We start from the raw sequence: 22,810 nt of genomic DNA, 5'->3' as shown, positions 1-22,810 counted from the left end.
AAGAAATCAATATGATTTTCAATCGGCTTGAATATTATTTCTTATAAAGATCCTGATAGATTCAAAGGTCTAGGGAGTTAGAGAAAGTCTATTCAGTGGGGATAGTGGGCAAAGTGATCATTTTTGTATTTGGGACAAGAGTTCAAGCTTGTGTGATTTATTAATTCCTCAAGGTTTTACGCATTTCTTCGCTAGATTGATTCCAGGATCATAATCATGATAATAGTGGTCAGATTGATTACTATATAAATATTATGTGAAGGAAAAAGTATGAGCTTCCTTGAAGACTCCTGGAAAGAACGAGAAGAAACAATATACAGGGGAATATTTGGTGATCTAGGACCCGGAATTTATACTTTATCAAACGAAACCTTTGATCGCATGAATGCTAAGGCTGTTGATCCTCGCTGGTTAACGCATGGAGTTTTCAAGAGTCAGCCATCCGAAACAAGGAATACCTGGGCTTATGTTACATCTGGTATGTCCAACCCTTGGGAGACTGAGGAGCCAGAAGGGTTTTCTGGATTGGGCGTAGAGTTTGTCATGGAAACAAACGAAGAGGCGGATTGGGCAATTGGAGTTTTACAAACCTTAATGGCTTATAATTTACTTCTCATTTCCGGTCAGATGGGCAATTTTCCGCCCCTTTATTATGGGCACCGTGTTCCCCTTGCACTTTCTACTTCCATAAAAACGATGATGTTTACTCACCCTGTGAATTTCCCAGAAAACTTTGCCATTAAATCTGGAGCAGTCGATCTTATTCAGGTTGTGGGTATCACACCATCAGAATTAGAGGCCGCAAAAGAAACATCATCTGATGAGATAAGACAAAAAATAATTAGTAACACAGGTGGATTGGTCACAAGTAAGGAACGAGAAAGTGTGGCATAAATCATATAACGAGTTCGGCCATAAACGCCCATCCAGCTGCACTCGTCGCCGCGCTCCTCGCTCATGCTGAGGGCATCAACTACACAAGGAGAAGTAATGAGCATTCGAGGAGTATTAACCAGGTTCGCTTTAACTTATATAACACTAATTTTCATCGTAGGATTTACACTTAACTACTTTGGCGTTGACAGTAATAGCGGCGTAAATTTCGGAATATTAATGGGCTCGATATTTTGGGTATGCTCTTCTTTTGCTAATAAGAATCGCCGCTATTTCAATAAAAGTGAAAAAACCAGGGTAGTAATTGTCCTCATCACTATTAACGTAGTTATTCAAGCTATTTTCGGGGCTATCGCACTTTCCGAATCTGGTCATGAAACAAGCGGTTCAGTTCTTTTGCTCTCAGTTGCAATTATCGGAGCTATTCATGCAGTCGCTATCTATTTCTTCGTAGGGTTTGCGAAAAAAACACTAATTAAGCAAGGCATCATAGAGAGTTAAGAAGACCAGCCAGAGGGACGCCAAAACCGCCGCTTCGCTTTGGTTTTGCCTTCCCTACTGAACACGCCAACGCACACCCTTGCCTAGGGCGCTCCGTAATCCCAACCAACTCCATCCCCCAACACCCCCTCCTTTTGCAAACGTCTATAGATTTCCTCACGGTGAACGGGTAGAGATTTGGGAGCACGTATGCCTATCTTTACCTGATTACCCTTAACTTCCAATACCGTAATTGAGACGTTCGATCCAATCCGTAAGTTTTCACCCGTCCGGCGCTTTAAGATCAACATATTTGCTTCCTATTAACACTCAAACCATGCGTAGACCTCCCTTAATGGAAGGATTTGAAAGTAACTTTTAAGGAAATGAGTTAAAGAAAGTCTATTTATTGGGGATAGTGGGCAAAGTGATCATTTACGCATCTGGAGCAAGAATTCGGACTTGCATGTGATTTATTAATTCCTCGAAATTTTTACGCACTTCTTCGTAAGATTGATCCCAGGATGGTAATCATGATAATAATAGTCAGAATGATTACTATATAAACTTTATAAACCTAAAATATGTCAAATCATCGAGATTATCATTTTAAAGACTATGTTAGCTTTCGGTTTCTGGAGTTAACAGAGGAGCAAGCTGGCAATCTCGTCCATGAGGTTAAGCTGTCAAAGTATCGGGCACATTTCAAGAATCCTTGCTTTGTGGGACGTATTCCTCTGAATGAAGATACCATGGCAGAAATAGTGGCTTTCTTTAGTAAATACCAAATTGCCGCAGAGTCGTGTGATATATTTCTTTCGATATCTACTGGCAGTGATACTGAAATATGGGAAGCCCCAAATATTGTGAACCAATTGCTAAAACACATAGATTGTCGGTTAACGTTTTCATTCACTTGTACTTAGCAACGATTTATAACAAGTTTGTCGACGATCGTCCTTCGGACTGGCCGACCTTAAGCGTGTCTTCGCCACAAGGCTGCCCATTACAAAGGCGTTATAAATCCATATGAGTAAAGAAAAATTAAAGCATTGTTGTAGACAAAATCAGTACGAAGATGCTGAAATTTTCTATCAAAAAATTAATCGGGTGGCATGGGGTTGGGTTCTTTCGCAGTGGCAATCTGCAACTGAATTTGATATTGAGGATGGTTATGAAGGGGAAGTTGGCTCACAGATGTGCTCTCATCACCTCCTTATAAGATACTGCCCATTTTGTGGTGAAGATCTTGAAAATAAGAGAGAGGTACATGGTAGCTTATAACAAGCTAATAAACTTCACGCGTGAAAGACACGCGTCGGGCAGCTTACGATACGCTCCATCTGCCAGTTATTAGATCGCCCAGCGGACTGGACTCGCCAACGCGCGCCCTTGCTTAGGGCGCTTCGTAATCTCAACCAACTCCATCCCCCAACACCCCCTCCTTTTGCAAACGTCTATAGATTTCCTCACGGTGAACGGGTAGAGATTTGGGAGCACGTATGCCTATCTTTACCTGATTACCCTTAACTTCTAACACCGTAATTGAGACATTCGCTCCAATCCGTAAGTTTTCACCCGTTCGGCGCTTTAAGATCAACATATTTGTTTCCTATTAATACTCAAACCATGCGTAGACCTCCCTTAATGGAAGGATTTGAAAGTAACTGTTAAGGAAGCATCAGGTGGAGCGCGAGAACGGTAGGCATAGAGGTAGAAAAGGCAGACGCAACACTTCCAGAGCCAGGGAACATGCCCCAAACTACTGAATGAACTCCACTTTATTGAAGACGAGCGGGTTTCTAGCGTATGATCCATATAGCCATTTTGATAGGTCGATTATCAATTTGGTTAGCTGGCCCCAGGTGTTAGCGCACCTTGGGTCAGCGCCTTTTACTTACTCTTACGTCACGCTACCGTTCTCCTTTGAGGGAATGGTTTTTAGGGAATTCTCGAATCACTTGGTCATCGGCTTTTAGAAGTCTGTTTAATGACGGCCCAAATACCAATAAATATCCACCGATTTTACGCAGCTTTGACACTAAAACAAACTGAATAAAATCCAATAAGATTATTTCTGTGCCTATATTTTTCGCTGCTCACGCTTTGATAATTTTCAGTTGCGTATTAAAATGGTCGTTAAGACTGGTACTCTTCCATGCCTTTCGTTTTACCCAGAAACAATAGATCCTCCCCAGCGGCTTCATTTTGCTGATTTTATATACATATTGTTGTTTTACTGCACTCTTAATGACAGATATCAAGAACAGTCGCAATATATCCACTAGAATAATTTCCCACCAGTTCAGGCTAACATACTGATTTATATGTTTTTTCTGACGAGAGGGGTTTTCTCCTCTTGGGATATATTGACTGGTGATATAATGCTGCCGCTTTTGAATACATTGTTAGCCTCCATGTATTCAATTCTAATATCATTGTTAAGAGGAAGACATGACAGGATTAAAAGAAAAGCTGGAAATCCTCCAAAAGAAAGCTAAAGAAAGAACAGTTAGAACTCAAACTATTGAGTATGACTTGGAAACGTTAGTAAAAAAAATAGATAAGAATATAATCAAACTAAATCCTGAGTATCAGAGAAACCATCGCTGGACAGATGACTTTTCCTCTAGATTGATTGAAAGTTTAATTTTAAATATCCCTGTACCTTTCGTTTATATATCTCAGGATGTTGATGTCGATGACGATGTTGATGATGATATTGCTCGCTATTCCGTTATTGACGGCCAACAAAGACTAACTGCTGTGCATGGTTTCTTCAAAAACAAATATTGCTTGCAGGGGCTTGACGTTTTAACAGACCTAAACAACGCCTACTATAGAGATCTTCCACCATTTTTAGTTAGACGACTAGAAGAGAGAACCATCAGGTGTTTACGTATAGACTCTACTCTTGATGGGCAAGTCAAATATGATATTTTTGAACGATTAAATTCTGGCTCAGTGAAATTAGAGCCACAGGAATTAAGAAATGCAACATGTCGTGGGCCTTTTAAGCAACTCATAAAGGAACTAGCAAAAAACCAAAATTTCGTTGCCGCATGCCAACTTGATCCGGAAGGTAAAAGAGTCAAGAAAATGGAAGATGAAGAATTGGTTTTAAGGTTCTTCGCGATCTCACATGAAAATGGTTACAAAGAATATAGGGGCGGGTTTAAATCATTTCTGACCGAGAAGATGCAAGAATTTAACTCTTTCGATCAGAGCACAATTGATGAAATGAGGCATGATTTTGAAGATGCTTTCTCTCATATAAATGCAGCCAATGATGAAGCCCCTTTTGCAAAATATAAGAGTGAAGAAAATCAATTAAAGCGAATGTCAAAATTCAATGCTGCAGTGTTCGATTCATTAGTTTTAGCAGTTGTTAACTCTAAAAAAGATATACCTTTAAACTTAGAAAGCTTTAGAGAACTATTTAATGATCAGGAATATTTTTCATCAGTTGAAGGTAGCGTGAATGATGTCTCCAAATTAGCCACCCGTATTAGCAAAGGTCTCGAGGCAGTAAAGTAATGTCTACTTATCTTTTAGATTTCGTAGAGCAATTAGATGAAAAATGGAAGGAAGTAGACACTTTATTGAATGAGGCAAAAAAACATGAAGAATCCAATTCCGAACTTTATAACGCTCTTTGTAGATCGATAACTGTATTGATTGTTGCCCACCTAGAAGGATTCACCAAGGATTTAGTGAAAGCAATTGTAAGAGACGTCAATCAAGAACTTGCATTTGGCAACCTCTCCATTGCCATGCAGCGTACATACTGCAGAAAATACTTGGGTGAGCAACATGAAGTGAATGGAAATTATGAATCAAAGCTAAAGAAATTAATTGAAAAATTTTGTGAAGTAGGAGGGAAGATTAGCCATGAGCCATTTTTGAAATCCTCAAATAAAAACCCCAAACCGGATGTAATAAAGACAATTTTTGAAAACTTTGGGGTAAATGATGTTTTCACCAAACTACACAAGTCAACGCTAGATGAAGTATTTTCTGAGTCAGACAAGGAGTTAGAAAATAAAATAAGTGTATCCAAGCAATATCTAAAAGCTAGCACAAATAATTTTCCTTATCCATGCACTAAAGAAGCGCTTGGGATTCAGACCAGCAAAAATAAATCTAAAGAAAGAACTTTATGGCAAGTGTTTCTAGATGAAATAAATCAGAAGAGGCACGAAGTTGCACATGGAAATGACTTTGAAAATGGTGAGAGTGTTAACGTATTGGAGTCGAGAAAAAATAAGATCGTATACCTGCAGCTAGGTTTGGTACAACTTATTGCCAGTACTATTTCAGACAAGGTGGAAGTCTCCTAGTATGGCTAAATCAGGTAGCCGGTAGTTTCTAGCTACCGGTCCACGCCCTATCCATCATACGGGGCCGTAATGGGCGATCCCCTATCCGCAATGAATCCCTACCCAACGATGCTGCTGTGTTCCACCATTTTTTCCACCCCCAGGTGGTAGCTGGTGGGTTACGCCTATTTATGAGTCAGCGGCGGAAGATCTAGGACAGCCAAAGACTGGGAGGTGGTGCCGGCAATAGAACTACCTCCCTCTCTGAAAGAAGATCTAGGACAGCCAAAGACTGGGAGGTGGTGCCGGCAATAAAACTACCTCCCTCTCTGGCGGCTCTTTCTCTTTGGTTTACAGGTAAAGGAGATTAAATACTTGGAATTGGTCTTCAGGCTATTGGGATCGCTGTTTTTCGATCAAAGGGCGGTAATCGTGCTGTTGAGTACTTGAGGACGGGGTAGATTAGCAGGGTGTAGCTGAGAGGAGGCGCCGACAGTCGCTTATACCGTGTACCCAGCGTTTATTGAGTTGCGTACAAGCTTGTTGTACCGCCTCTGCAGACCCCACCAAGCCTTTAAGGCGGCTTTCAAAATTCCGGCTGAGATAGAGCCAGTACTTGGGTGAAATACCGAGCCGCTCCAGAATAGGCGGCGTGTTTTCGGCAATACAACCTCGTTTTCTGGGGTCTAAATGCCGGCCGCTCCAGTCCACTAGCTCCAAATAGTGATCCAGCTGGAAAGGTAGCCCTTTCGGCATATTCAAACGCTCACCGCCGACAAACGGAAGGAGATTTTTGGGCTGCTTACCTGAGACTGCCGCACGAATACGCTGTTGAATCGAAGTGTAATCAGACTCTTCAGGTGTCTTGGCAATATTGGCACGGATGGGGTTAAGGTCTACATAGGCCATACAGGCGGCGAGTGCTCTTTCATCCAGTAAAGCCTGAGACTTAAACCGGCCTTCCCAAAAACGGCCGGTACAGTTGTCTTCAGCATTGGCCTGGCGGGCGATAGATTCGTTTAAACAGCGCATAAACCAGCTGATATCCATTAGACGCTCCCGCCATAGGGAAACGACCTCTTTTAGCCTGTCTTCCTCAGCGTGATCGAGAGTATCGCCCTGAAGATAGCGCTGAGATAAGCTGGAAGCCTTGAATAGCTTTTGCCAGCGAGTAATTACCTCTGTAAGAGACCACTTGTTAGCCGATTTTGTGTCGATATAGAGCACTATATGGTAGTGATTACTCATTACTGCATAGGCGGCAATATCTAGCGCAAACACCTCGGCTAACTTATGCATACGGCTTTCAATCCATTCGCGCCGATGCTCGTAATCTTTTCCGGATTCAGTATCTCTGCCACAGAGAAATGCACGCCGTACACAGCGGGAGACACAGTGATAGTACGGTGTTGCATCAAGAGATATCTGGGTGCTTCGCGGTAGAGTCATCGGCTGCACGCGCATTTATCTGTATAAACATACAGCATTTTGTGGGATTTCAATCTTTTGTCAATAGGGATGGCGGTTTATACTTTCTATTTGGTGGGTGTCCAGGATTAACACCGTCCCACAAACCTCACGATGTTGCAGTTGCCATTCTCTGGTAGTTGGCATTTAATGCAGTCATTAAGTGGTGATCTTCCTACAGGGGATTTTACCCCATTAGCTCACGCCCATGCTGGGCGCACCATGCGCAGGCTGGCGGGCCAGTTATCCGATCGTTCCTCACTACAAACTGCTCATAGCTATGGGCGTTATGCTAGGTAGGGTCTTGAAGAAATCTTACAGTTACAGCCCTGCAAATGGGAAAGAACAACCCGATGGAGAATACTCTATTGTGGTTTCCGATGGTACACGTAAATTAGTGTTGCCGGGAGATGAACTGCGCCATGAATATTCATATGGTGATCTTACTCTGCTGATTTCTAATTATGATTATTACGATGGTGTAAGTTATTGGTATAGCCTGCTTGGTAAAAATGGCAGCATCATAGATCGTGTTTCAACACCAGATAGATTCGGATTTATTGAAGAGCTCACAGTCGAAGGTGAAGACCTCTTGGAGTTCGGCATCTTTGATAGTAATGAGCGCTGGCGGCTACGTATTTGCGAACTTGGCTTCAGGTCTTTCTCTTGGGAGGCCATTTTTCAGAGGGAGCCTAAATTTTGGTTTCGTCGGCATTACCTAAAACTAGAAAAGGTATAACAAGGCATTTCACACGTTCCGGCAGTCAAAGCTGTGCTTTGCCTACCGGGTAAAAATGGCACTCGGCGTTCAAGGAAGAGCAATGAAGGTAGCTATCATATTAGTACTAGCAATAATTGGTAATCCTGCTTGGGGTAATAGCCTCAATACAGTCGAAAAAATACAGAAGAGTATTTCTGCAAATCTTTCGCAAGGCGACAGTCAGCAAGTAATTGAAGAATACTTAGCTTCAACCAACATTGCGCACTCTTATGACAAGCATTATTTTAGGTATCAAGCCATCGTACGAGAAAATGAGGCTGACTGTAAATTTGAATCTATATTTCTTTGGCTACTCTATGACTGCACCATTCAAATATATATCAACTTAAACGAGCAAGGAGGCTACAAAGATCATGAGGTTTACCAAAGTTATTCTGGCTTGTAGTGCCACAAATAGGACACCCATGAATCATGCCCAGCTACATGATTGACTCTAGCCGCTAGATCACTCGGCTTAGGTGCCCTTAGCCACCTCGCCACCTCGCCACCTCGCCACCTCGCCACCAAGCTAAGCCTTGTAGGATGTTTCTGTTCGTCAGTTCGTAGTTTGCTAGCGACTTCTGATCCTCCCCACAAGATCTCACGGTGTTGCAGTTGCCATTCGCTAGTAGTTAGCATTTAATGGAACCCATTAAATGGTGATCCTCCTACATGGGACTTTCACCCCATTAGCTCACGCCCATGCTGGGCGTACCACAATGTTGGGATCGGACACGATACTGCACGCTTTGAATTATGCTTTCATTACATTGCAACGTCATTCAAGTCACTCACCATCGTGTCGCTGAACATAGCGTTAATAAGCATATGAAGATCAGAATTATCACTTCGATACTTATCTTATTTTTTACAGGATGCACCACTATCGAAGTGCTACCTGTGAAAAATCTCCCTTCATTCAAAAATGAAGTGACATTAGGAAGCCCAGTTAATGCCCCCCGAGAAAATATCCCAAAAGTATGCTTGAAGCAGGTCAAGAAGGATGGGTTATTCTTAAAGTGGATATAGATGAAACTGGTGCACCCAATAACATCAGGGTTGTTGATTACAGTCCCAACAAAGATTTCATTAAAGCGGCAAAATATAATGTAAGTGGGAGTATTTTCGCCCCACACATAGTAAATGGGCAGGCAGTCTACCTAAAAGACTATATTCTGGTTACTAGCTTTAAATTGTCAGAGAAATATCTTAAACCGGATAGCCGGTAGCTTCTAGCTACCGGCCCCCACCACCATCGTACGGGTCCGCAATGGACGATTCCCTATCGATAATGAATCTCTCACCAACGATAGTGTCGAGCAGATCTTCATTAGACTACTATGCCGTCGGCTGACTTCTGCTTAATCACCTCGGCCATTACTGACCGAGCCACTGCTGTGTTCCACCATTTTTTCTATCCCCGTGATGGTGGATAGCGGGTTGGGCCAACTTATGAGTCAGCGGATACACTGACAGCTTCACAGCAGCAAGCTAAACAGATCCCCCAGATAGGAACGTGAACTTTTACTACACAACTGCATCATTGACTCTGCCCGTTAGATCACATGGCTTCGGTATCCTTGGACACCTAGTCTCAAGTCTAAGCCTTATAGGATGTTTCTGTTCGTCAGCTCGTTTGCTAGCGGCTTCCTCCCCAAAAGACCTCGCTGTGTTGTAGTTGCCATTCGCTAATAGTTAGCATTTAATGGAACCCATTAAACGATGATCTTCCTACAGGGGACTTTCACCTCATTAGTTCACGCCCACGCTGGGCGTACTAAACCGCAGCAATCGCTCCCTTTGGTCGCTAGGACAGCCAAAACGCTGCGCTTATTTGTTTACTCTTGTGCGGGGCGTTATGCGTTAAAAAAAGGATCCCCAATATGAATAATTTTATTGGTAAATGGGCGATTATTGAAATGGAACAATGGGATCAAGAATATATTGATCTTGTTGAACCTGGTTATTTCAATTTCGAGAAAGGTGGTCAAGGACAGTTTGTGTTTGGCACAGTAAATGGTTTTATTGACTGCCGTTATGACAACGAAAAACACCCAACTAAAGTGGATTTTTCATGGGAGGGATCATCTGAGCATGACCCGGTTAGCGGAAGGGGATGGTTCAAAATCAAATCAGAAAATTCAATTTATGGTATGCTATTTATTCATAATAGTGACGAATCGTGGGTAAAGGCTACCAAGAAATAACTTGGCATAAATTGAGTAGCCGGTAGTTTCTAGCTACCGGCCCCATACCACCCATCCTGCTGGCCCACCTATTCGCAATAAATTTCTACCCGAGAACGCTGCTGGATTCCACCATTTTTTGATCTATCCCTAAGCTGGTGACTAGCAGGTTAGGCCTACTTATGAGTCAGCGACCACGCTGACAGCTTCACAGTAGTAATCTAAACAGATCTCCCCTATAAGATCATGAACTTTCACTACACAGCTACCTCATTGACTCTACTCGTTAGATCACCTGGCTCGGTGTCCTTGGCCACCTCGCTTCCAGGCTAAGCCTTATAGGATGTTCCCGTTCGTCAGCTCGTAGCTTTGCTAGCGTCTTCCTCCCCACAAGACTTTGCGGTATTGCAGTTGCCATTCGCTAGTAGTTAGCATTTAATAGAACCCATTAAACAGTGATCTTCCTACAGGGGACTTTCACCCCATTAATTCATGCCCATGCTGGGCGTACCAAAGCCAAGCGCGAACGGCAGCAAAGCTGGCTGGACCTACATCCCGCAGCATCGCTGCTTCATTTTGGCCCGTGTTGGTGACGTTAGGCATTTTGAGTATTAAGAGATGTTTGTAGAAAAGTATATAGCTGAAGATTTCTTAGAAAAATATAAATCCATAATGGCGTTTTTGAATAATGGAGAAAATGCGAACGGAGCAAGTGAGTATGCTGAGCTCAGAGAGAAAATATACTCTGATTTCCGCCTTAACAAGAATTCATTTTCTAAACTAGTTGGGAATGAATTTATAGCCTCTATAGAGAAGGCCGTATTTGATAAGTTTGTATATTTGAAAAGGTATCAGAAGGGGTACGTAATGCTAAGTACCTCAAACAATATGTATTACCAAGTCCATGCGCTTACTTCACCATTGGAAGAAATTGTTGAAGACTATATTTTAATTGAAACTGCATTAATACCATATGCCGGAGTATGGGTTTGTGATGGCTTAATTCTCAGGTATGCATCACTTGGGAAGGATATACAGAAATCGGTAAGAGATGGCTATTGGGAAGCTAAACGCGCTGGTAAATTACAAATACATGTCTGAATCGGGCAGCCGGTAGTTTCTAGCAACCGGCCCCCACACCACCCTTCGTGCGAGTCCGCAATGGGCAGCTCCCTATCCGTAATGAACCTCTACCCAACGATAGTGTCGAGCAGGTCTTGAGTTGAGTGTCATCGCAGTGCGCTATCTCAACTTTATCCGAATGGAAACATATCGGCAGGCTAGCCCTGCCTTATAACCCGTGGATTCAAGTCTAGGCCTTCACCATGTCCAAGGTATTCATCTTGGCATTAGGCTACTATGCCGTCGGCTGACTTCTGTTTAATCACCTGGATCATTGCTGACCGGGGCGCTGCTGTGTCCCACCATTTTGTCTCCCCCACGATAGTGGTGGGCCTACTTATGAGTCAGCGGCCACGCTGACAGCTTCATAGCAGCAAGCTAAACAGATCTCCCTAGATAAGAACGTGAACTTTCACTACACAGCTGCACCATTGACTCTACCCGCTAGATCACCCGGCTTCGGTGCCCTTGGCCACCTCGCCTCCAGGCTAAGCCTTATAGAATATTCCTGTTCGTCAGCTCGTAGTTTTGCTAGCTGCTTCCTCCCCACAAAACCTCACGGTATTGCAGTTGCCATTCGCTAGTAGTTAGCATTTAATGGCGCCCATTAAACGGTGATTTTCCTACAGGGGACTTTCACCCCACTAGCGCCCATACCGGGCGTACCAAGGCAAGGCAAGGCACCATCACCAACTACAGGGGCTGGACCTGCATGCTTCAGCCTGTGCTGGCAGTTATTAGGCATTTATTATGAATCAAACAGAGCAGTGGATTTATTGGTTAACACGCGGTAACCAAAAGCAAAAGAAGGAAGCTACGCTTGCTCTCGGCGGTCTAAACACTGATTCTGAAGTAGACGTAGTTGCTCTAACCTCAGCACTAGAAACAGAGAATGAAAAAATACTGTTTTGGGTAATAGGAGCTTTAGGAGCATTATGCTCTAGATCCAATCAAGCGACCGAGAGAATAATTGAGCTTTGTAATCACCCTTACCTGGCGGTTCGTCAATCGGCCGTAATGGCTCTTTCAAAAATATCTCCGTCAGATCCTAGGATAAACAAAATTCTAATTAGCAAGTTAGAGGATGAGAATGAATTTGTAAGGTGTAATGTCCTAAGTTCATTTATCGCTATGGATTTTGTTGGGGATGAAGAAATAGATGCAATTAAAAAGATGCTTACTGATAAAAGCAAGTTTGTGGTTGAGAAGGCGGAAGTAACACTTAGAAACATCAAAATACGTGGAAAATATGTCTGACTCAGGTAGCCGCCAGTTTCTAGCTACCGCCCCCCATCGTGCAGGTCCGCAATGGATCTCTACCCAACGCTAGAGTCGAGCAGCGCTTTATTTGAGTTGAGTGTCATGGCAGCAAGTTAAACAGATCTCCCCAGATAAGAACGTGAACTTTCACTACACAACTGCATCATTGACTCTACCCGCTTGATCACAGGGCTTCCTGTCCTTGGCCACCTCACCTACAGACTAATTCTTATAAGATGTTTCAGTTCTTCAGCTCGTAGTTTGGCTAGAAGTTTCCTCCCCAAAAGATTTCGCTGTATTGCAGTTGTCATTCACTAGTAGTTAGCATTTAATGGAACCCATTAAACGGTGATCTTCCTACAGAGGACTTTCACCCCATTAGTTCACGCCCATACTGGGCGTACCAGGTCAATTAACTGCGCGCCTTCGGCGCCCGACAGCTTATACTCCGCTTCGCTATGTTTCAGCTGCGGGTGATTGAGGCGTTAAAACTCAAAAAGGAATCGTGCGTGAAATTTATTGTTTTGGCTTTATCACTTACTATGTCACTAGCAGTTACTGCCAGGGCTGTCCCATATAAATCAGTCTAAATGGTGGCTGTAATTATCTTGCCCAAGGTTTCATTATCCCAGCCAGCCTTTTTTCGAAGCCTTTTAATGCTCATGTCTTTTTTAAATCTGGGCTTTGCCGCTTGCAACTGATTGAGTGCCGAATGCCTCAAGATCGCCATGTTTTCTGGTGCATTTCCTGATCTGAAGCGACTATCATCCTCACGAAAAACCACATCTAAAATCCAGTGTAACGAGTTTTCAACACCCCAGTGAGAGCGAATAATATGATTGAGTTCTGCTGAGCACGGCTCTAAACTACTGATATAGTAGCGCGTTTCGCAACTAGTTCGCCCATCTACAGTTCGCTTCGCCTGGACTGCGATAACACTTCTTAGACCGTGCCATTGCTCTTCACCTCCGAGCCAATCAATACTGTTAGTAGAGAGACATTTTCTGGATTCTATTCGGCCTCGGCTCACCTCTTCCACACAATCAGTATCGACATGCTTGTGGTACTGCATATCGAACAAATTATTAAAATGCGTGGTAATTTGCTGGTGCAGTTTGTCCTGATTGCCCTTCACAGCAATCACATAATCGCCGCCTCGTTCGATAATTTTCTGGGTGATCGTTTTCTGGCAGCCCATGGCGTCAAGCGTAATAATCGCACCATTAAGATCAAGAACCTCCAGTAACTTCGGTATGGCCGTAATCTCATTCGACTTTTCTTCTACTTTTTGCTGAGCAAGGACAAGTCGCGCCTCGGACGCAAAAGCACTCACCATATGTATAGGAGATCGTTTACTGGCCTGATCGAAGCTGCGCCTTAGCGTCTTGCCATCGATCGCAATCACGTTACCGAGTTCTTGCTGAATACCTTGGACCCACTGCAGAAAGCAGCGCTTAAATTGTTCGGGGTCTAAGCTTGAAATAACACGGCTAAAAGTGTTTTTTGAGGGTATTCCGCTATTTAGCGGGGTGAATCGTTTTAGGTAATCTATTTTAGATTCTGCGAAATCGACAAAATCTCTACAGCTTTCAGCACCACAAATAACACCGCAAAACATGATAAGTAAAATATCGGGCAGGGCGTGCAGCTTGTGCCGATCAACTCGAGGATCTTCCATGTCGTCAAAGTGATGTAAAAGGCTAACGCTATCCATTTTGTCTGAAAAACACTCTATTTATCAAAAAAGATATCTATTCTAGGTCTATTTTGTTCGTTTTTACACCGATTTATATGGGACAGCCCTGCAGTTACTGCAAATCCAGTACCTAACTTTCCGTTCGTTATTGTCACGGAGAAACTTGAGCAAAAGGTAAAGCCCGATGTAGCAAAAGTACGCTTTAGTATATTGGCTTATGAACAAACCTCTAATAGAGCTATGGAGCAATTAACAAAATCCTCAGCGCTGATGTTGGAGGCTCTTAAAAAGCATGGAATACTCATTTCAAGTTTAGAGTCAACCCAAATTGACAAAAACACAAAGCGAGCTAGAAAAGACGGAACTTATAATTTGGAAATTTTGGGTTATGAGGTACAGCAAGGATTCAATTTGAGATTAACGAACCTCGATAAATATCCCAGCCTTATGAATGAACTGATCCAGCTAGATGGTATTCAAAATATAGATGCATTCTTTGAGACGTCTAAAGAAGAAGAGTACAAGGAGAAAATGATAACTGAGCTTAGTGCAAAAGCTCGGAAAAAAGCTAATGCTCTTGCCCAAGCCCAATCTAGAAATTTGAAAAGTGTATACGGTATAACTACGGAGGAAAACTTTGGTCAGGCGTACGCTATATTTTCCTTAGAGTACAACCCCCAAGAATATGCATTGGATATGGCCGCAGATTCTTACGGTATGGACTTAGTTATGGCGGTACCGGAATATATTAAAGTGGGCCAAAGAATTACCGCAATATATGAACTTAACTAGCTTAAGTGATAAAAAGTGTAAATCGGGTTGCCGGTAGTTTCTAACTACCGGCCCCCACATCACCCATCGTGCGGGTCCGCAATGGGCGTTTCCCTATTCGCAATGAATCTCTACCCAACGATAGAGCCGAGCAGTTCTTCATTTGAGTTGAGTGTCGTCGCAGCGTGCAACCTCAACTTTGTCCGACTGGAAACCTATCGGCAGGCTAGCCCTGTCTTTTAACTCGTGGATTTAGGTTCAGGTCTTTACCCTGTCCAAGGTATTTGCCTTGGAATTTGGTTACTATGCCATCGGTTGACTTCTGTTTAATCACCTAGATCATTGCTGATCGAGGTGCTGCTGTGTTCCATCACTTTTTTCTTTCCCGCGATGGTGTCTAACGAGTTGGGCCTATTTATAAGTCAGCTACCACGCTGACAGCTTCACAGCAGCAAGCTAAACAAATCCCCCCAGATAAGAACGTGAACTTTCACTACACAGCTGCATCCTTGACTCTACTCGTTAGATCACATGGCTTCGGTGCCCTTCGCCATCTCACCTCCAGGCTAAGCCTTATAGGATGTATCTGTCCGTCAGCTCGTAGCATTACTAGTGGACTCCTTCCCACAAAACCTCACGGTATTGCAGTTGCCATTCGCTAGTAGTTAGCTTTTAATGGAGCCCATTAAAAGGTGATCTCCCTACAGGGGACTCTCACCCCAATAGTCCACGCCCATGCTGGGTACATTTGGTTCGCCGCTATCGCGGTCGGACAGCTTACGCTACGCTTCACCCGCTGCAAATACGAACGTTAAATGATATGAGTGAGTCGACTTACAATGAATTCTTAGAGTTCCTATTCAACAGGAATGAATCTCTTGGTGAGTGGAGATGGGATATTGATTTGGATGAACCTGACATCTCCGGAGAGTCATTGGTTTCTTATATTATTCGCATGTTTGATAATTATGACAGTGATTTAGCACAGTACAGCGACTGGCAATTAGCGTTAGGATTAGAGTACATTTTTAACAATACCTTCTCCGATCTATCTTTCTATTTAAGAGATGGTCCATCTTCTTTAGAAAAGCGACTACAAGCTATACACTCGTTAAAGCACTTGTATTCAAAGTGTTTAAATTTTCGGTGCCGAGATTCTCTCGGACACCTTTCTGAGGTAGGAAATCCACTCAATAATTTTTGCTATATTCTTTGGGATACAACCCCCCTTAGCTATTGTGAGGAACTTCCTGATTCAGATGCTCTATATTCAGCTGTTGCTGAGGTCATGGAATATGCTTTATCGCTAGATAACCTTGCATGTATCGAAAGTGGTCTTCATGGATTGGGTCATCTAGAGCTTTACTACAAAGATGCCCCCAAAATAGTGAAAAAATTTATAAAGGATGCAAGAGTTAAAAATAGTAGACTGCTCGAATATGCAATAAATGCGGAAAGTGGTTGTATTCAGTAAAACATTTAAATCCGGGGGCCGGTAGTATCTAACTACCGGCCCCCACATCACACTCCATACGAGTCCGTAATGGGCGGTTCCCTATCCGTAATAAATCTCTATCCAACGATAGTGTCGAGCAGTTCTTCATTTGAGCTGAGTGTCATGGCAGTATGCTACTTCTGAGTCAGCGGCCACCCTGACAGCTTCACAGTAGCATGCTAAACAGATCTCCCCAGATAAGAACGAGAACTTTCACTACACAACTGCACCATTGACTCTATCCGGATGATCACCCGACTTCGATGCCCTTGACCACCTCGCCTCTAGGCCAAATCATATAAGACATATCTGTTCGTCTTTGCTAGCGGCCTCCTCCTCACAAGACCTCGCGGTATTGCAGTTGCCATTCACTACTACTTAGCATTTAATGGCGCCCATTAAATGGTGATCTTCCTACGCGGGACTTTCACTCCATTAGTCCACGCCCATGCTGGGTGTGCCAAATTTAAGAAAGCGGACAAATTACTAGGCCTTCGATTCCGTAATTTGCCGTTGCTAAAGGTGTTATGTGGGGCTAAGTCGAGAGCTTATTGATAGATGTGGCGTAATTGACATTAGCTTAAAGAATCACCCTGGCACTCACTGTAGCGCTACGACAAATTTACCAGACACAATAAGTTGTTTTTATGCAGCCTTTTAATACTCAATTTACCTTATCTAGAGATTACCTTGCCGAATGCTATGATCAGTCTCTACACTATGGGAAAAATGTCAAGCCCAATTATCTTTTTCCTACATTATTATTATCTTCTGGTGTGGGATTACTGTTATTTACTGAGCAACCTAAGATCACAAGTTGTACGTTAATTGCATTAGGTGTGCTGGAACTGATTCACATTCGATATCGACGAGCTTGGTGGTTAGCACGACAGATGCTTGGGAAAAGTGCCGGTAGTGAAGTGAAATTAACCATAGATAAGGATGGAATCCAGACACAGAATCCTTATACGATAACAGCTCTGTCGTGGGCAGATATCGAGCGTATTATTGAAACCGATTTAGGGCTTATGTTGGTGGCTAAATCTGGGGGGCAGCAGTACTTATCTAAATCGTTATTACCTGCTGAATTAATTAATGAGATAGTTACCAAGATTAAGGGTAAACATTGATTTCAATAAAAATTGAAATTGTGCCTACAATGCAGATAATACAATACATAAAAAGTTTCCCAAACGCGACGACCCTACGGGGCCGCCGCTTGGCAAGGCGTTAAGTTTCCAAAGAAGTTATGAGTCAGAGTATTGAAATCATAGATCTAGGTTTTTCTGTTGCAGACGCCGAAGATATCACCTTCAAGTTTGATGGTACTGACCTCCTATTGGAATTTAATGATTGGCAAAAAAACCACATCACTATCAAGTGCGAGAATACGCTAGGGTTTAAATTTCAAAATGCAGAATACGAGATTTCTGAGTCTGAGCGCTTTGATTCTTGTCACACCGTACATGATTCTGAGTGGGTAAAAGAACATCTTAAGCTGGGTGAAGCCTGGGAAGGTGAAAATTGGATTCACTATAAATTAAACTTTAATGCAGCTGGTGTGGTCGAGGTTCTATGTTCAAAACTAGCCAAAACTTAAATCGGATAGCCGGTAGCTTCTAGCTACCGGCCCCACACCACCAATCGTGCGAGCCTGTAAAGGGCGACTCCCTATCCGTACGAGCCAACGATGGTCTCGATCAGCTCTTCATTTCAGTTGAGTATCATTGAAGTGCGCTACCTCAACTTTATTCGACTGGAAACATGTCGGTAGGTTAGCTCTGCCATTTAACTCATGGATTTAGATTTAAGCCTTCACCCTGCCCAAGGTATTAATCCTGGCATTAGGTTACTATGCCGTCGGCTGACTTCTTTTTAATCACCTCGACCATTAGTGACCGAGGCGTCGCCATGTCCCACCACTTTTTTCTATCCCCACGACGGTGGTTAGCGGCTTAGGCCTACTTATGACTCAGCAGCTATACTGACAGCTTCACAGCAGCCAGCTAAACAGATCTCCCCAGATAAGAACTTAAGCTTTCACTACACAACTGCATCATTGACTCTACCCGTTAGATCACCCAGCTTCGGCATCCTTATCCACCTCGCCTACGGACTAAGCCTTATAAGATGTTTCTGTTCGTCAGCTCGTAGTTTTACTAGCGGCTTCCTCCCCACAAGGCCTCGCGGTATTGTAGTTGCCATTCAATAGCAGTTAGCATCTAATGGGCACCGTTAGTTCCCACCCATACGGGGAGCACCAAGCAGCAGCACGTAAGCCCAGCAAAAAAATGGGCAGGACGGCCTACACGCCGCTTCGCTCTGTTTCGGCCTCCCATGTGCTGGGCGTATGTGTAAATATGGTTAAGAAACCTTTTTTGTGATGGTGATAACGAAAATAGGTAATAGCAATCACCCAAGAAGAGTCATATTTAGTATGAGTACAGGTACAGTAAAGTGGTTCAATGGTGACAAAGGTTTTGGTTTTATTACTCCAGATGATGGAAGCAAAGATCTATTTGTTCACCATTCTGAAATTCAAATGAGTGGTTTCAAATCTCTGGATGAAGGGCAAAAAGTAGAATATGTTGTGGGGCAAGGGCAAAAAGGACCGTGCGCCAACAATGTAAAGTTGCTGTAAGATAGTTAACAGCATAAATCGGGTAGCCGGTAGTTTCTAGCTACCGGTCCCCACGCCACCCATCGTGCAGGTCCTCAATGGGTGGCTCCCTATTCATAATGAATCTCTACCCAACGATAGTGTCTAGCAGCTCTTCATTTGAGCTAAGTATCATGGCAATGCGCTACTTCTGAGTCACCGGCCACGCTGACAACTTCATAGCGGCAAGTTGAACAGATCTTCCCAGATAGGAACGCGGACTTTCGTTACACAACTGCATCATTGATTCTACCCGTTAGATCACCCAGTTTCGGCTCCTTGTCTACCTCACCTCCAGACTAAGCCTTACAGGAGGTTGTTAGACAGCTCGTAGTTTTTCCTCCCCACAAGACCTCGCAGTATTGCAGTTGCCAATCGCTGGTAGTTAGCATTTAATGGCGCCCATTAAACGGTGACCTTCCTACAGAGGACTTTCACCCCATTAGTTCACGCCTACGCTGGGTGCACTAAGTCAGTTAACTTCGCACTTTAAGCGGCCAACAGCTTACAATCCGCTTCGCTACGTTTCAGCTGTGGGTTATTGACGCACTATGGTTAAGTTGGTAATCGAGTAAGAGATGACAATAGAAAAATATCAAGAAGAAAAAGAGATATTACGAAACTTGAATAAACGAGAAAGCCTGTGGGGCATGTTGATAGCCACACTGATTGGAATTTTTCCAACATTAGCAGTCTTTTATGCTGCGCCGGAGTTATTTGTTTCTGTTTTAGGATGGGTTATTCCAGGAGTAGTCCTCGGAGGTTTTGTTAAGCTGGCAATTAGCGCCCATAGTATTAAGCTTAGGCTTATTCCTGCTGGATTAATATTTCTACTTGGACCGTTGTTGCTACTGGTAACAGGAAATCCATTTACTTTTTTCATCGGTCTAATGAACATGTTTATAGTTATAACAATTACAAGGCCAAGATTATCAAAACATCAGGAGCGGGCACTCTGGCTTCAACGACAGGGTAAGCTCCAGCCATAACATGCAGCTGCAATCTAACCCCCGAAAGTGCAACAGGGCGCAAATTCTAAGGAGAAAAAAATGAGATGCATTTTAATAGCATTGTCACTGGTATTTTTTCTAGCTGGTTGCGCAGCTTCTATCCCAAAGGAAGATCTAGAGAAATCAGCATTTATTAGGGCAGGCTCAACCAATATTTGGTCAATAACAAGCGGCGGCTCAACGGTTTCTTTGACTGCCATTGATGGCCTACCTGCAAATACAAAAAATGGCCCTGTAGCAGTCAGCCCAGGCAAACATACAATTACTATGTCGTGCGCTGGCAATGAAAATGATTTTGAGCTAACCGTCAAAGCAGGTGAAATATACGAGTATACCTATGGTGTTGGTGGGCCAAAGGGGTGTTTTGGTGGGCTCATCAAGGTTAATTGATCTAAATCCGGTAGCTTCTAGTTACCGGCCCCCACACCACCCATCGTTCGGGTCCGCAATGGGCGGCTCCCTATCTGTACGGGCGAACGATAGTCTCAAACAGCTCTTCAATTGAGTTGAGTATCATGGCAGTGCGGTACCTCAACTTTATCCAACTGAAAACGTATCGGTAGGCTAGCCCTGTCTTTTAGAGCGAGGATTTAGGATTGAGGCTTTGACCGTATCCAAGGTATTAATCTAGGCACTTAGCTACTATGCCGTCGGCTGACCTCTGTTTAATCACTTTGGCCATTACTGACCGAGGCTCTGCTGTGTTCGCCACTTATTCTCTATTCCCGTGATGTCAGCTAACGGGTTGGGCAGACAGCTTCGCAGCAGCAAGTGAAACAGATCCCCCCAGATAGGAGCGTGATCTTTCACTCCACAACTGCATCATTAATTCTACCTGTTAGATCACCCGGCTTCGGTATCCTTGGCCACCTCGCCTCCAAGCTAAGCCTTTTAGGATGTTTCTATTTGTCAGCTGGTAGTTTTGCTAGTGACCTCTTCCCCATAAGACCTCGCGGTGTTGCAGTTGCCATTCGCTAGTAGTTAGCATTTAATGGAACCCACTAAATGGTGATCCTCCTACATGGGACTTTCACCCCACTTAATCCACGCTCATGCTGGGCGTACCAGGTGGCTGCACGGGATAAATTTTAGCTGTCACTTTTTAAGCGAAATTACACACAAATCGCTATCAAAATTTGCTCGGTGGTCGGGCGTTATAATTATAAGGGAGATTCTCATTGATAAAATTTCTAAAATATTTTGCCAGCTTTGTTGTCCTTGGTGGGATCGCATTTATAGTCGCCTACAACCATAATCTATATGTTTGGGAGCAACCAAGTAGAAGCATGTGGATTAGCAATGGTAGCTTATTTGATGGTACTGGTACGTTGCCCATTGAGAACCCTGGAATCCTTGTAGAAGATGGAAAAATTTCCTGTCTGGGGAATACTTGTGAAGTACCAATAGATGCTATTCAAGTTGATGCAACAGGTAAATCAATTGTACCTGGACTCATAGAGCTTCACGGTCATTTTTTCAGTGGTAAAGCTGATTCTAGCGAGAGCAGCTTACCTGCAATGATTTGGAATTCGATCCGATTGCAACCAGATGTTAGACGGAAGCTGATCGAATCAGGTATTACAAGTTATCGTTCCGTCGGCGATCCCAGCTCGGGAATTTATAAGCTAAAAAAATCACTTGATGACCAGGAGGTTGCTGGGCCACATATGTTTATTGCGGGGCCTATATTTACTGCTCCTGGTGGACATCCGGTTCAAAGAATACCAAATCGGATGATCGAGCAAATGGTCGTGCAATCCGATGATCCAAAATATGTAAAGGAGAAAATCGCTGCTCTGGTTGAGCAAGGCATTGACGGTATTAAAGCCGTCTATCAGGGCCATACAAATGAACAAGGCGAAATCACGTTACCACGCATCTCAAAGGAAACCTTGCAGGCTATTACAACAGAAGCTCGCAAGCATGGGCTTTGGGTTGCGGTACACACAGGCTCTCCACAAGAAACTAATGAAGCTATTAAAGCTGGAATAACTACCATTGAGCATGGTGTGCGACATGGCAATCTCATTAGCCTAGAAACAATGCAATTAATTGTCGAGCACAATATAGTTTATGTGCCAACTTTAGGCCGAGAACCCAAGGGACACTTGAATATACCGGCCCTACACGAGGCTGGAGTTCAATTTGGAGTTGGCACTGATACACAAGGCAAAATGATTGTTGGTGACAGCTACCACAATGAATTGTCACGCATGGTTGATGCTGGACTACCTGATGCGAAAGCGCTTATAGCCGCCACTAGAAATGGTGCCGAAGCTTTAGGGTTAATTGATCAACTGGGGACTATTGAAGTTGGTAAATCTGCTGATCTACTACTTGTCGATGGTCAGCCTTGGAGTGATATTCGTGACCTTAAAAATATCAAGATGGTCGTTCTATCAGGACGAATTGCGTTGGATAAACGTGAACTGACATCGATTTAAATACCCTGATCCCCCGTTAACGATTTATAAATCGGGTAACCGGTAGTTTTTATCTACCGGTCTCCACACCACCCATCGTGCGGGCCCCAATGGGCAGCTCGCTATCGGTAATGAGTATCTACCCAGCGATCACGCAACGATATCATTTACTCTACCCGTTAGATCATATGGCTTCGGTATCCCTGTCCACCTCGCCTCCAAGCTAAGCCTTCTAGGATATTTCGGTCCGTCAGCTCGTAGTCTTACC

22 protein-coding genes and 1 pseudogene are annotated in these 22,810 nt (G+C 43.5%); 19 read left to right on the top strand and 4 right to left on the bottom strand.

The features are described from left to right. Positions 1 to 270: 270 nt before the first annotated feature. Together QT397_08580 and QT397_08575 are read left to right on the top strand one after the other, a co-directional pair. Positions 271 to 894, top strand: coding sequence for a suppressor of fused domain protein (locus tag QT397_08580; GenBank protein WNZ57376.1), 624 nt, complete (start codon positions 271 to 273; stop codon positions 892 to 894). A gap of 96 nt (positions 895 to 990) precedes the next feature. Next, positions 991 to 1,395, top strand: a complete 405-nt coding sequence (locus QT397_08575; protein WNZ57375.1) for an ABZJ_00895 family protein — start codon at positions 991 to 993, stop codon at positions 1,393 to 1,395. A gap of 83 nt (positions 1,396 to 1,478) precedes the next feature. Here the strand turns inward: QT397_08575 and csrA (QT397_08570) are convergent, their stop codons facing one another. Beyond that, the gene (gene csrA, locus QT397_08570) at positions 1,479 to 1,685 is read right to left on the bottom strand and encodes a carbon storage regulator CsrA (protein ID WNZ57374.1); all 207 of its coding nucleotides are present in this window, start codon (positions 1,683 to 1,685) and stop codon (positions 1,479 to 1,481) included. A 718-nt stretch (positions 1,686 to 2,403) separates the two neighbouring features. On the opposite strand from csrA (QT397_08570), the gene QT397_08565 reads away from it, so the two are divergent. Next, positions 2,404 to 2,658, top strand: a complete 255-nt coding sequence (locus tag QT397_08565; protein WNZ57373.1) for a hypothetical protein — start codon at positions 2,404 to 2,406, stop codon at positions 2,656 to 2,658. 130 nt (positions 2,659 to 2,788) lie between these two features. On the opposite strand, the gene csrA (QT397_08560) is transcribed toward QT397_08565, so the two are convergent. Then, positions 2,789 to 2,977: a carbon storage regulator CsrA gene (gene csrA, locus QT397_08560; protein WNZ57372.1), complete on the bottom strand. Its 189-nt coding sequence runs from the start codon at positions 2,975 to 2,977 to the stop codon at positions 2,789 to 2,791. Between the two features lie 851 nt (positions 2,978 to 3,828). Here csrA (QT397_08560) and QT397_08555 point away from each other — a divergent pair. Beyond that, entirely contained in the window at positions 3,829 to 4,911 is a 1,083-nt protein-coding gene (locus QT397_08555) for a DUF262 domain-containing protein (protein WNZ57371.1), read from the top strand. Beyond that, entirely contained in the window at positions 4,911 to 5,714 is an 804-nt protein-coding gene (locus QT397_08550) for an MAE_28990/MAE_18760 family HEPN-like nuclease (GenBank protein ID WNZ57370.1), read from the top strand. Before QT397_08555 ends, QT397_08550 begins: the two co-directional genes overlap by 1 nt. A 441-nt stretch (positions 5,715 to 6,155) precedes the next feature. Here QT397_08550 and QT397_08545 read toward each other — a convergent pair whose 3' ends face one another. Then, positions 6,156 to 7,142 carry a transposase gene (locus QT397_08545; GenBank protein ID WNZ57369.1) on the bottom strand — a complete coding sequence of 329 codons (987 nt, stop codon included), beginning with the start codon at positions 7,140 to 7,142 and terminating at the stop codon, positions 6,156 to 6,158. A gap of 322 nt (positions 7,143 to 7,464) precedes the next feature. Between QT397_08545 and QT397_08540 the strand changes: the two genes are divergently transcribed. The 6 genes and pseudogenes from QT397_08540 to QT397_08515 all read left to right on the top strand — a co-directional run bounded on the left by QT397_08540 (position 7,465) and on the right by QT397_08515 (position 12,485). Then, the gene (locus QT397_08540) at positions 7,465 to 7,899 is read left to right on the top strand and encodes a hypothetical protein (protein ID WNZ57368.1); all 435 of its coding nucleotides are present in this window, start codon (positions 7,465 to 7,467) and stop codon (positions 7,897 to 7,899) included. A gap of 82 nt (positions 7,900 to 7,981) precedes the next feature. Continuing rightward, complete coding sequence (locus QT397_08535; protein WNZ57367.1) at positions 7,982 to 8,326, top strand: hypothetical protein; 345 nt, start codon at positions 7,982 to 7,984, stop codon at positions 8,324 to 8,326. Between the two features lie 565 nt (positions 8,327 to 8,891). Continuing rightward, positions 8,892 to 9,149 (top strand): annotated as a pseudogene (locus tag QT397_08530) (energy transducer TonB). A gap of 654 nt (positions 9,150 to 9,803) precedes the next feature. Further along, positions 9,804 to 10,127, top strand: coding sequence for a hypothetical protein (locus QT397_08525; GenBank protein WNZ57366.1), 324 nt, complete (start codon positions 9,804 to 9,806; stop codon positions 10,125 to 10,127). Positions 10,128 to 10,724: 597 nt separating this feature from the next. After that, entirely contained in the window at positions 10,725 to 11,207 is a 483-nt protein-coding gene (locus QT397_08520; GenBank protein WNZ57365.1) for a hypothetical protein, read from the top strand. A 771-nt stretch (positions 11,208 to 11,978) separates the two neighbouring features. After that, positions 11,979 to 12,485: a HEAT repeat domain-containing protein gene (locus QT397_08515; GenBank protein WNZ57364.1), complete on the top strand. Its 507-nt coding sequence runs from the start codon at positions 11,979 to 11,981 to the stop codon at positions 12,483 to 12,485. 589 nt (positions 12,486 to 13,074) lie between these two features. On the opposite strand, the gene QT397_08510 is transcribed toward QT397_08515, so the two are convergent. Further along, positions 13,075 to 14,202: an ISAs1 family transposase gene (locus QT397_08510; protein WNZ57363.1), complete on the bottom strand. Its 1,128-nt coding sequence runs from the start codon at positions 14,200 to 14,202 to the stop codon at positions 13,075 to 13,077. A 129-nt stretch (positions 14,203 to 14,331) separates the two neighbouring features. Between QT397_08510 and QT397_08505 the strand changes: the two genes are divergently transcribed. From QT397_08505 to QT397_08470, 8 genes are all read left to right on the top strand, one after another. Continuing rightward, positions 14,332 to 14,976, top strand: coding sequence for an SIMPL domain-containing protein (locus tag QT397_08505; protein WNZ58526.1), 645 nt, complete (start codon positions 14,332 to 14,334; stop codon positions 14,974 to 14,976). Positions 14,977 to 15,859: 883 nt separating this feature from the next. After that, complete coding sequence (locus tag QT397_08500; protein ID WNZ57362.1) at positions 15,860 to 16,429, top strand: hypothetical protein; 570 nt, start codon at positions 15,860 to 15,862, stop codon at positions 16,427 to 16,429. Between the two features lie 668 nt (positions 16,430 to 17,097). Next, positions 17,098 to 17,580, top strand: coding sequence for a YcxB family protein (locus tag QT397_08495; GenBank protein WNZ57361.1), 483 nt, complete (start codon positions 17,098 to 17,100; stop codon positions 17,578 to 17,580). Between the two features lie 119 nt (positions 17,581 to 17,699). Then, positions 17,700 to 18,050 (top strand): hypothetical protein, encoded by a 351-nt coding sequence (locus tag QT397_08490; GenBank protein ID WNZ57360.1) that lies wholly within the window; start codon positions 17,700 to 17,702, stop codon positions 18,048 to 18,050. A gap of 837 nt (positions 18,051 to 18,887) precedes the next feature. Then, the gene (locus QT397_08485) at positions 18,888 to 19,091 is read left to right on the top strand and encodes a cold-shock protein (protein ID WNZ57359.1); all 204 of its coding nucleotides are present in this window, start codon (positions 18,888 to 18,890) and stop codon (positions 19,089 to 19,091) included. 596 nt (positions 19,092 to 19,687) lie between these two features. Beyond that, on the top strand, positions 19,688 to 20,098 hold the full coding sequence (locus QT397_08480; GenBank protein WNZ57358.1) for a hypothetical protein: 411 nt from the start codon (positions 19,688 to 19,690) through the stop codon (positions 20,096 to 20,098). A gap of 60 nt (positions 20,099 to 20,158) precedes the next feature. Beyond that, entirely contained in the window at positions 20,159 to 20,509 is a 351-nt protein-coding gene (locus tag QT397_08475; protein WNZ57357.1) for a hypothetical protein, read from the top strand. Positions 20,510 to 21,297: 788 nt separating this feature from the next. After that, complete coding sequence (locus QT397_08470; protein ID WNZ57356.1) at positions 21,298 to 22,563, top strand: amidohydrolase family protein; 1,266 nt, start codon at positions 21,298 to 21,300, stop codon at positions 22,561 to 22,563. The last annotated feature ends 247 nt before the right edge of the window (positions 22,564 to 22,810 follow it).

The sequence above is a fragment of the Microbulbifer sp. MKSA007 genome (assembly GCA_032615215.1).
Classification (GTDB): domain Bacteria; phylum Pseudomonadota; class Gammaproteobacteria; order Pseudomonadales; family Cellvibrionaceae; genus Microbulbifer.
The sequence above is the reverse complement of the archived record's forward strand: the minus strand, read 5'-3'. Positions and strand labels throughout refer to the sequence as shown.

Excerpts from the sequence above, each read along its gene's own strand:
- QT397_08580 (WNZ57376.1), top strand. The coding sequence starts at position 271 with ATGAGCTTCCTTGAAGACTCCTGGAAAGAACGAGAAGAAACAATATAC.
- QT397_08575 (WNZ57375.1), top strand. The coding sequence starts at position 991 with ATGAGCATTCGAGGAGTATTAACCAGGTTCGCTTTAACTTATATAACA.
- csrA (WNZ57374.1), bottom strand. The coding sequence starts at position 1,685 with ATGTTGATCTTAAAGCGCCGGACGGGTGAAAACTTACGGATTGGATCG.
- QT397_08565 (WNZ57373.1), top strand. The coding sequence starts at position 2,404 with ATGAGTAAAGAAAAATTAAAGCATTGTTGTAGACAAAATCAGTACGAA.
- csrA (WNZ57372.1), bottom strand. The coding sequence starts at position 2,977 with ATGTTGATCTTAAAGCGCCGAACGGGTGAAAACTTACGGATTGGAGCG.
- QT397_08555 (WNZ57371.1), top strand. The coding sequence starts at position 3,829 with ATGACAGGATTAAAAGAAAAGCTGGAAATCCTCCAAAAGAAAGCTAAA.
- QT397_08550 (WNZ57370.1), top strand. The coding sequence starts at position 4,911 with ATGTCTACTTATCTTTTAGATTTCGTAGAGCAATTAGATGAAAAATGG.
- QT397_08545 (WNZ57369.1), bottom strand. The coding sequence starts at position 7,142 with ATGACTCTACCGCGAAGCACCCAGATATCTCTTGATGCAACACCGTAC.
- QT397_08535 (WNZ57367.1), top strand. The coding sequence starts at position 7,982 with ATGAAGGTAGCTATCATATTAGTACTAGCAATAATTGGTAATCCTGCT.
- QT397_08525 (WNZ57366.1), top strand. The coding sequence starts at position 9,804 with ATGAATAATTTTATTGGTAAATGGGCGATTATTGAAATGGAACAATGG.
- QT397_08520 (WNZ57365.1), top strand. The coding sequence starts at position 10,725 with ATGTTTGTAGAAAAGTATATAGCTGAAGATTTCTTAGAAAAATATAAA.
- QT397_08515 (WNZ57364.1), top strand. The coding sequence starts at position 11,979 with ATGAATCAAACAGAGCAGTGGATTTATTGGTTAACACGCGGTAACCAA.
- QT397_08510 (WNZ57363.1), bottom strand. The coding sequence starts at position 14,202 with ATGGATAGCGTTAGCCTTTTACATCACTTTGACGACATGGAAGATCCT.
- QT397_08495 (WNZ57361.1), top strand. The coding sequence starts at position 17,098 with ATGCAGCCTTTTAATACTCAATTTACCTTATCTAGAGATTACCTTGCC.
- QT397_08490 (WNZ57360.1), top strand. The coding sequence starts at position 17,700 with ATGAGTCAGAGTATTGAAATCATAGATCTAGGTTTTTCTGTTGCAGAC.
- QT397_08485 (WNZ57359.1), top strand. The coding sequence starts at position 18,888 with ATGAGTACAGGTACAGTAAAGTGGTTCAATGGTGACAAAGGTTTTGGT.
- QT397_08480 (WNZ57358.1), top strand. The coding sequence starts at position 19,688 with ATGACAATAGAAAAATATCAAGAAGAAAAAGAGATATTACGAAACTTG.
- QT397_08475 (WNZ57357.1), top strand. The coding sequence starts at position 20,159 with ATGAGATGCATTTTAATAGCATTGTCACTGGTATTTTTTCTAGCTGGT.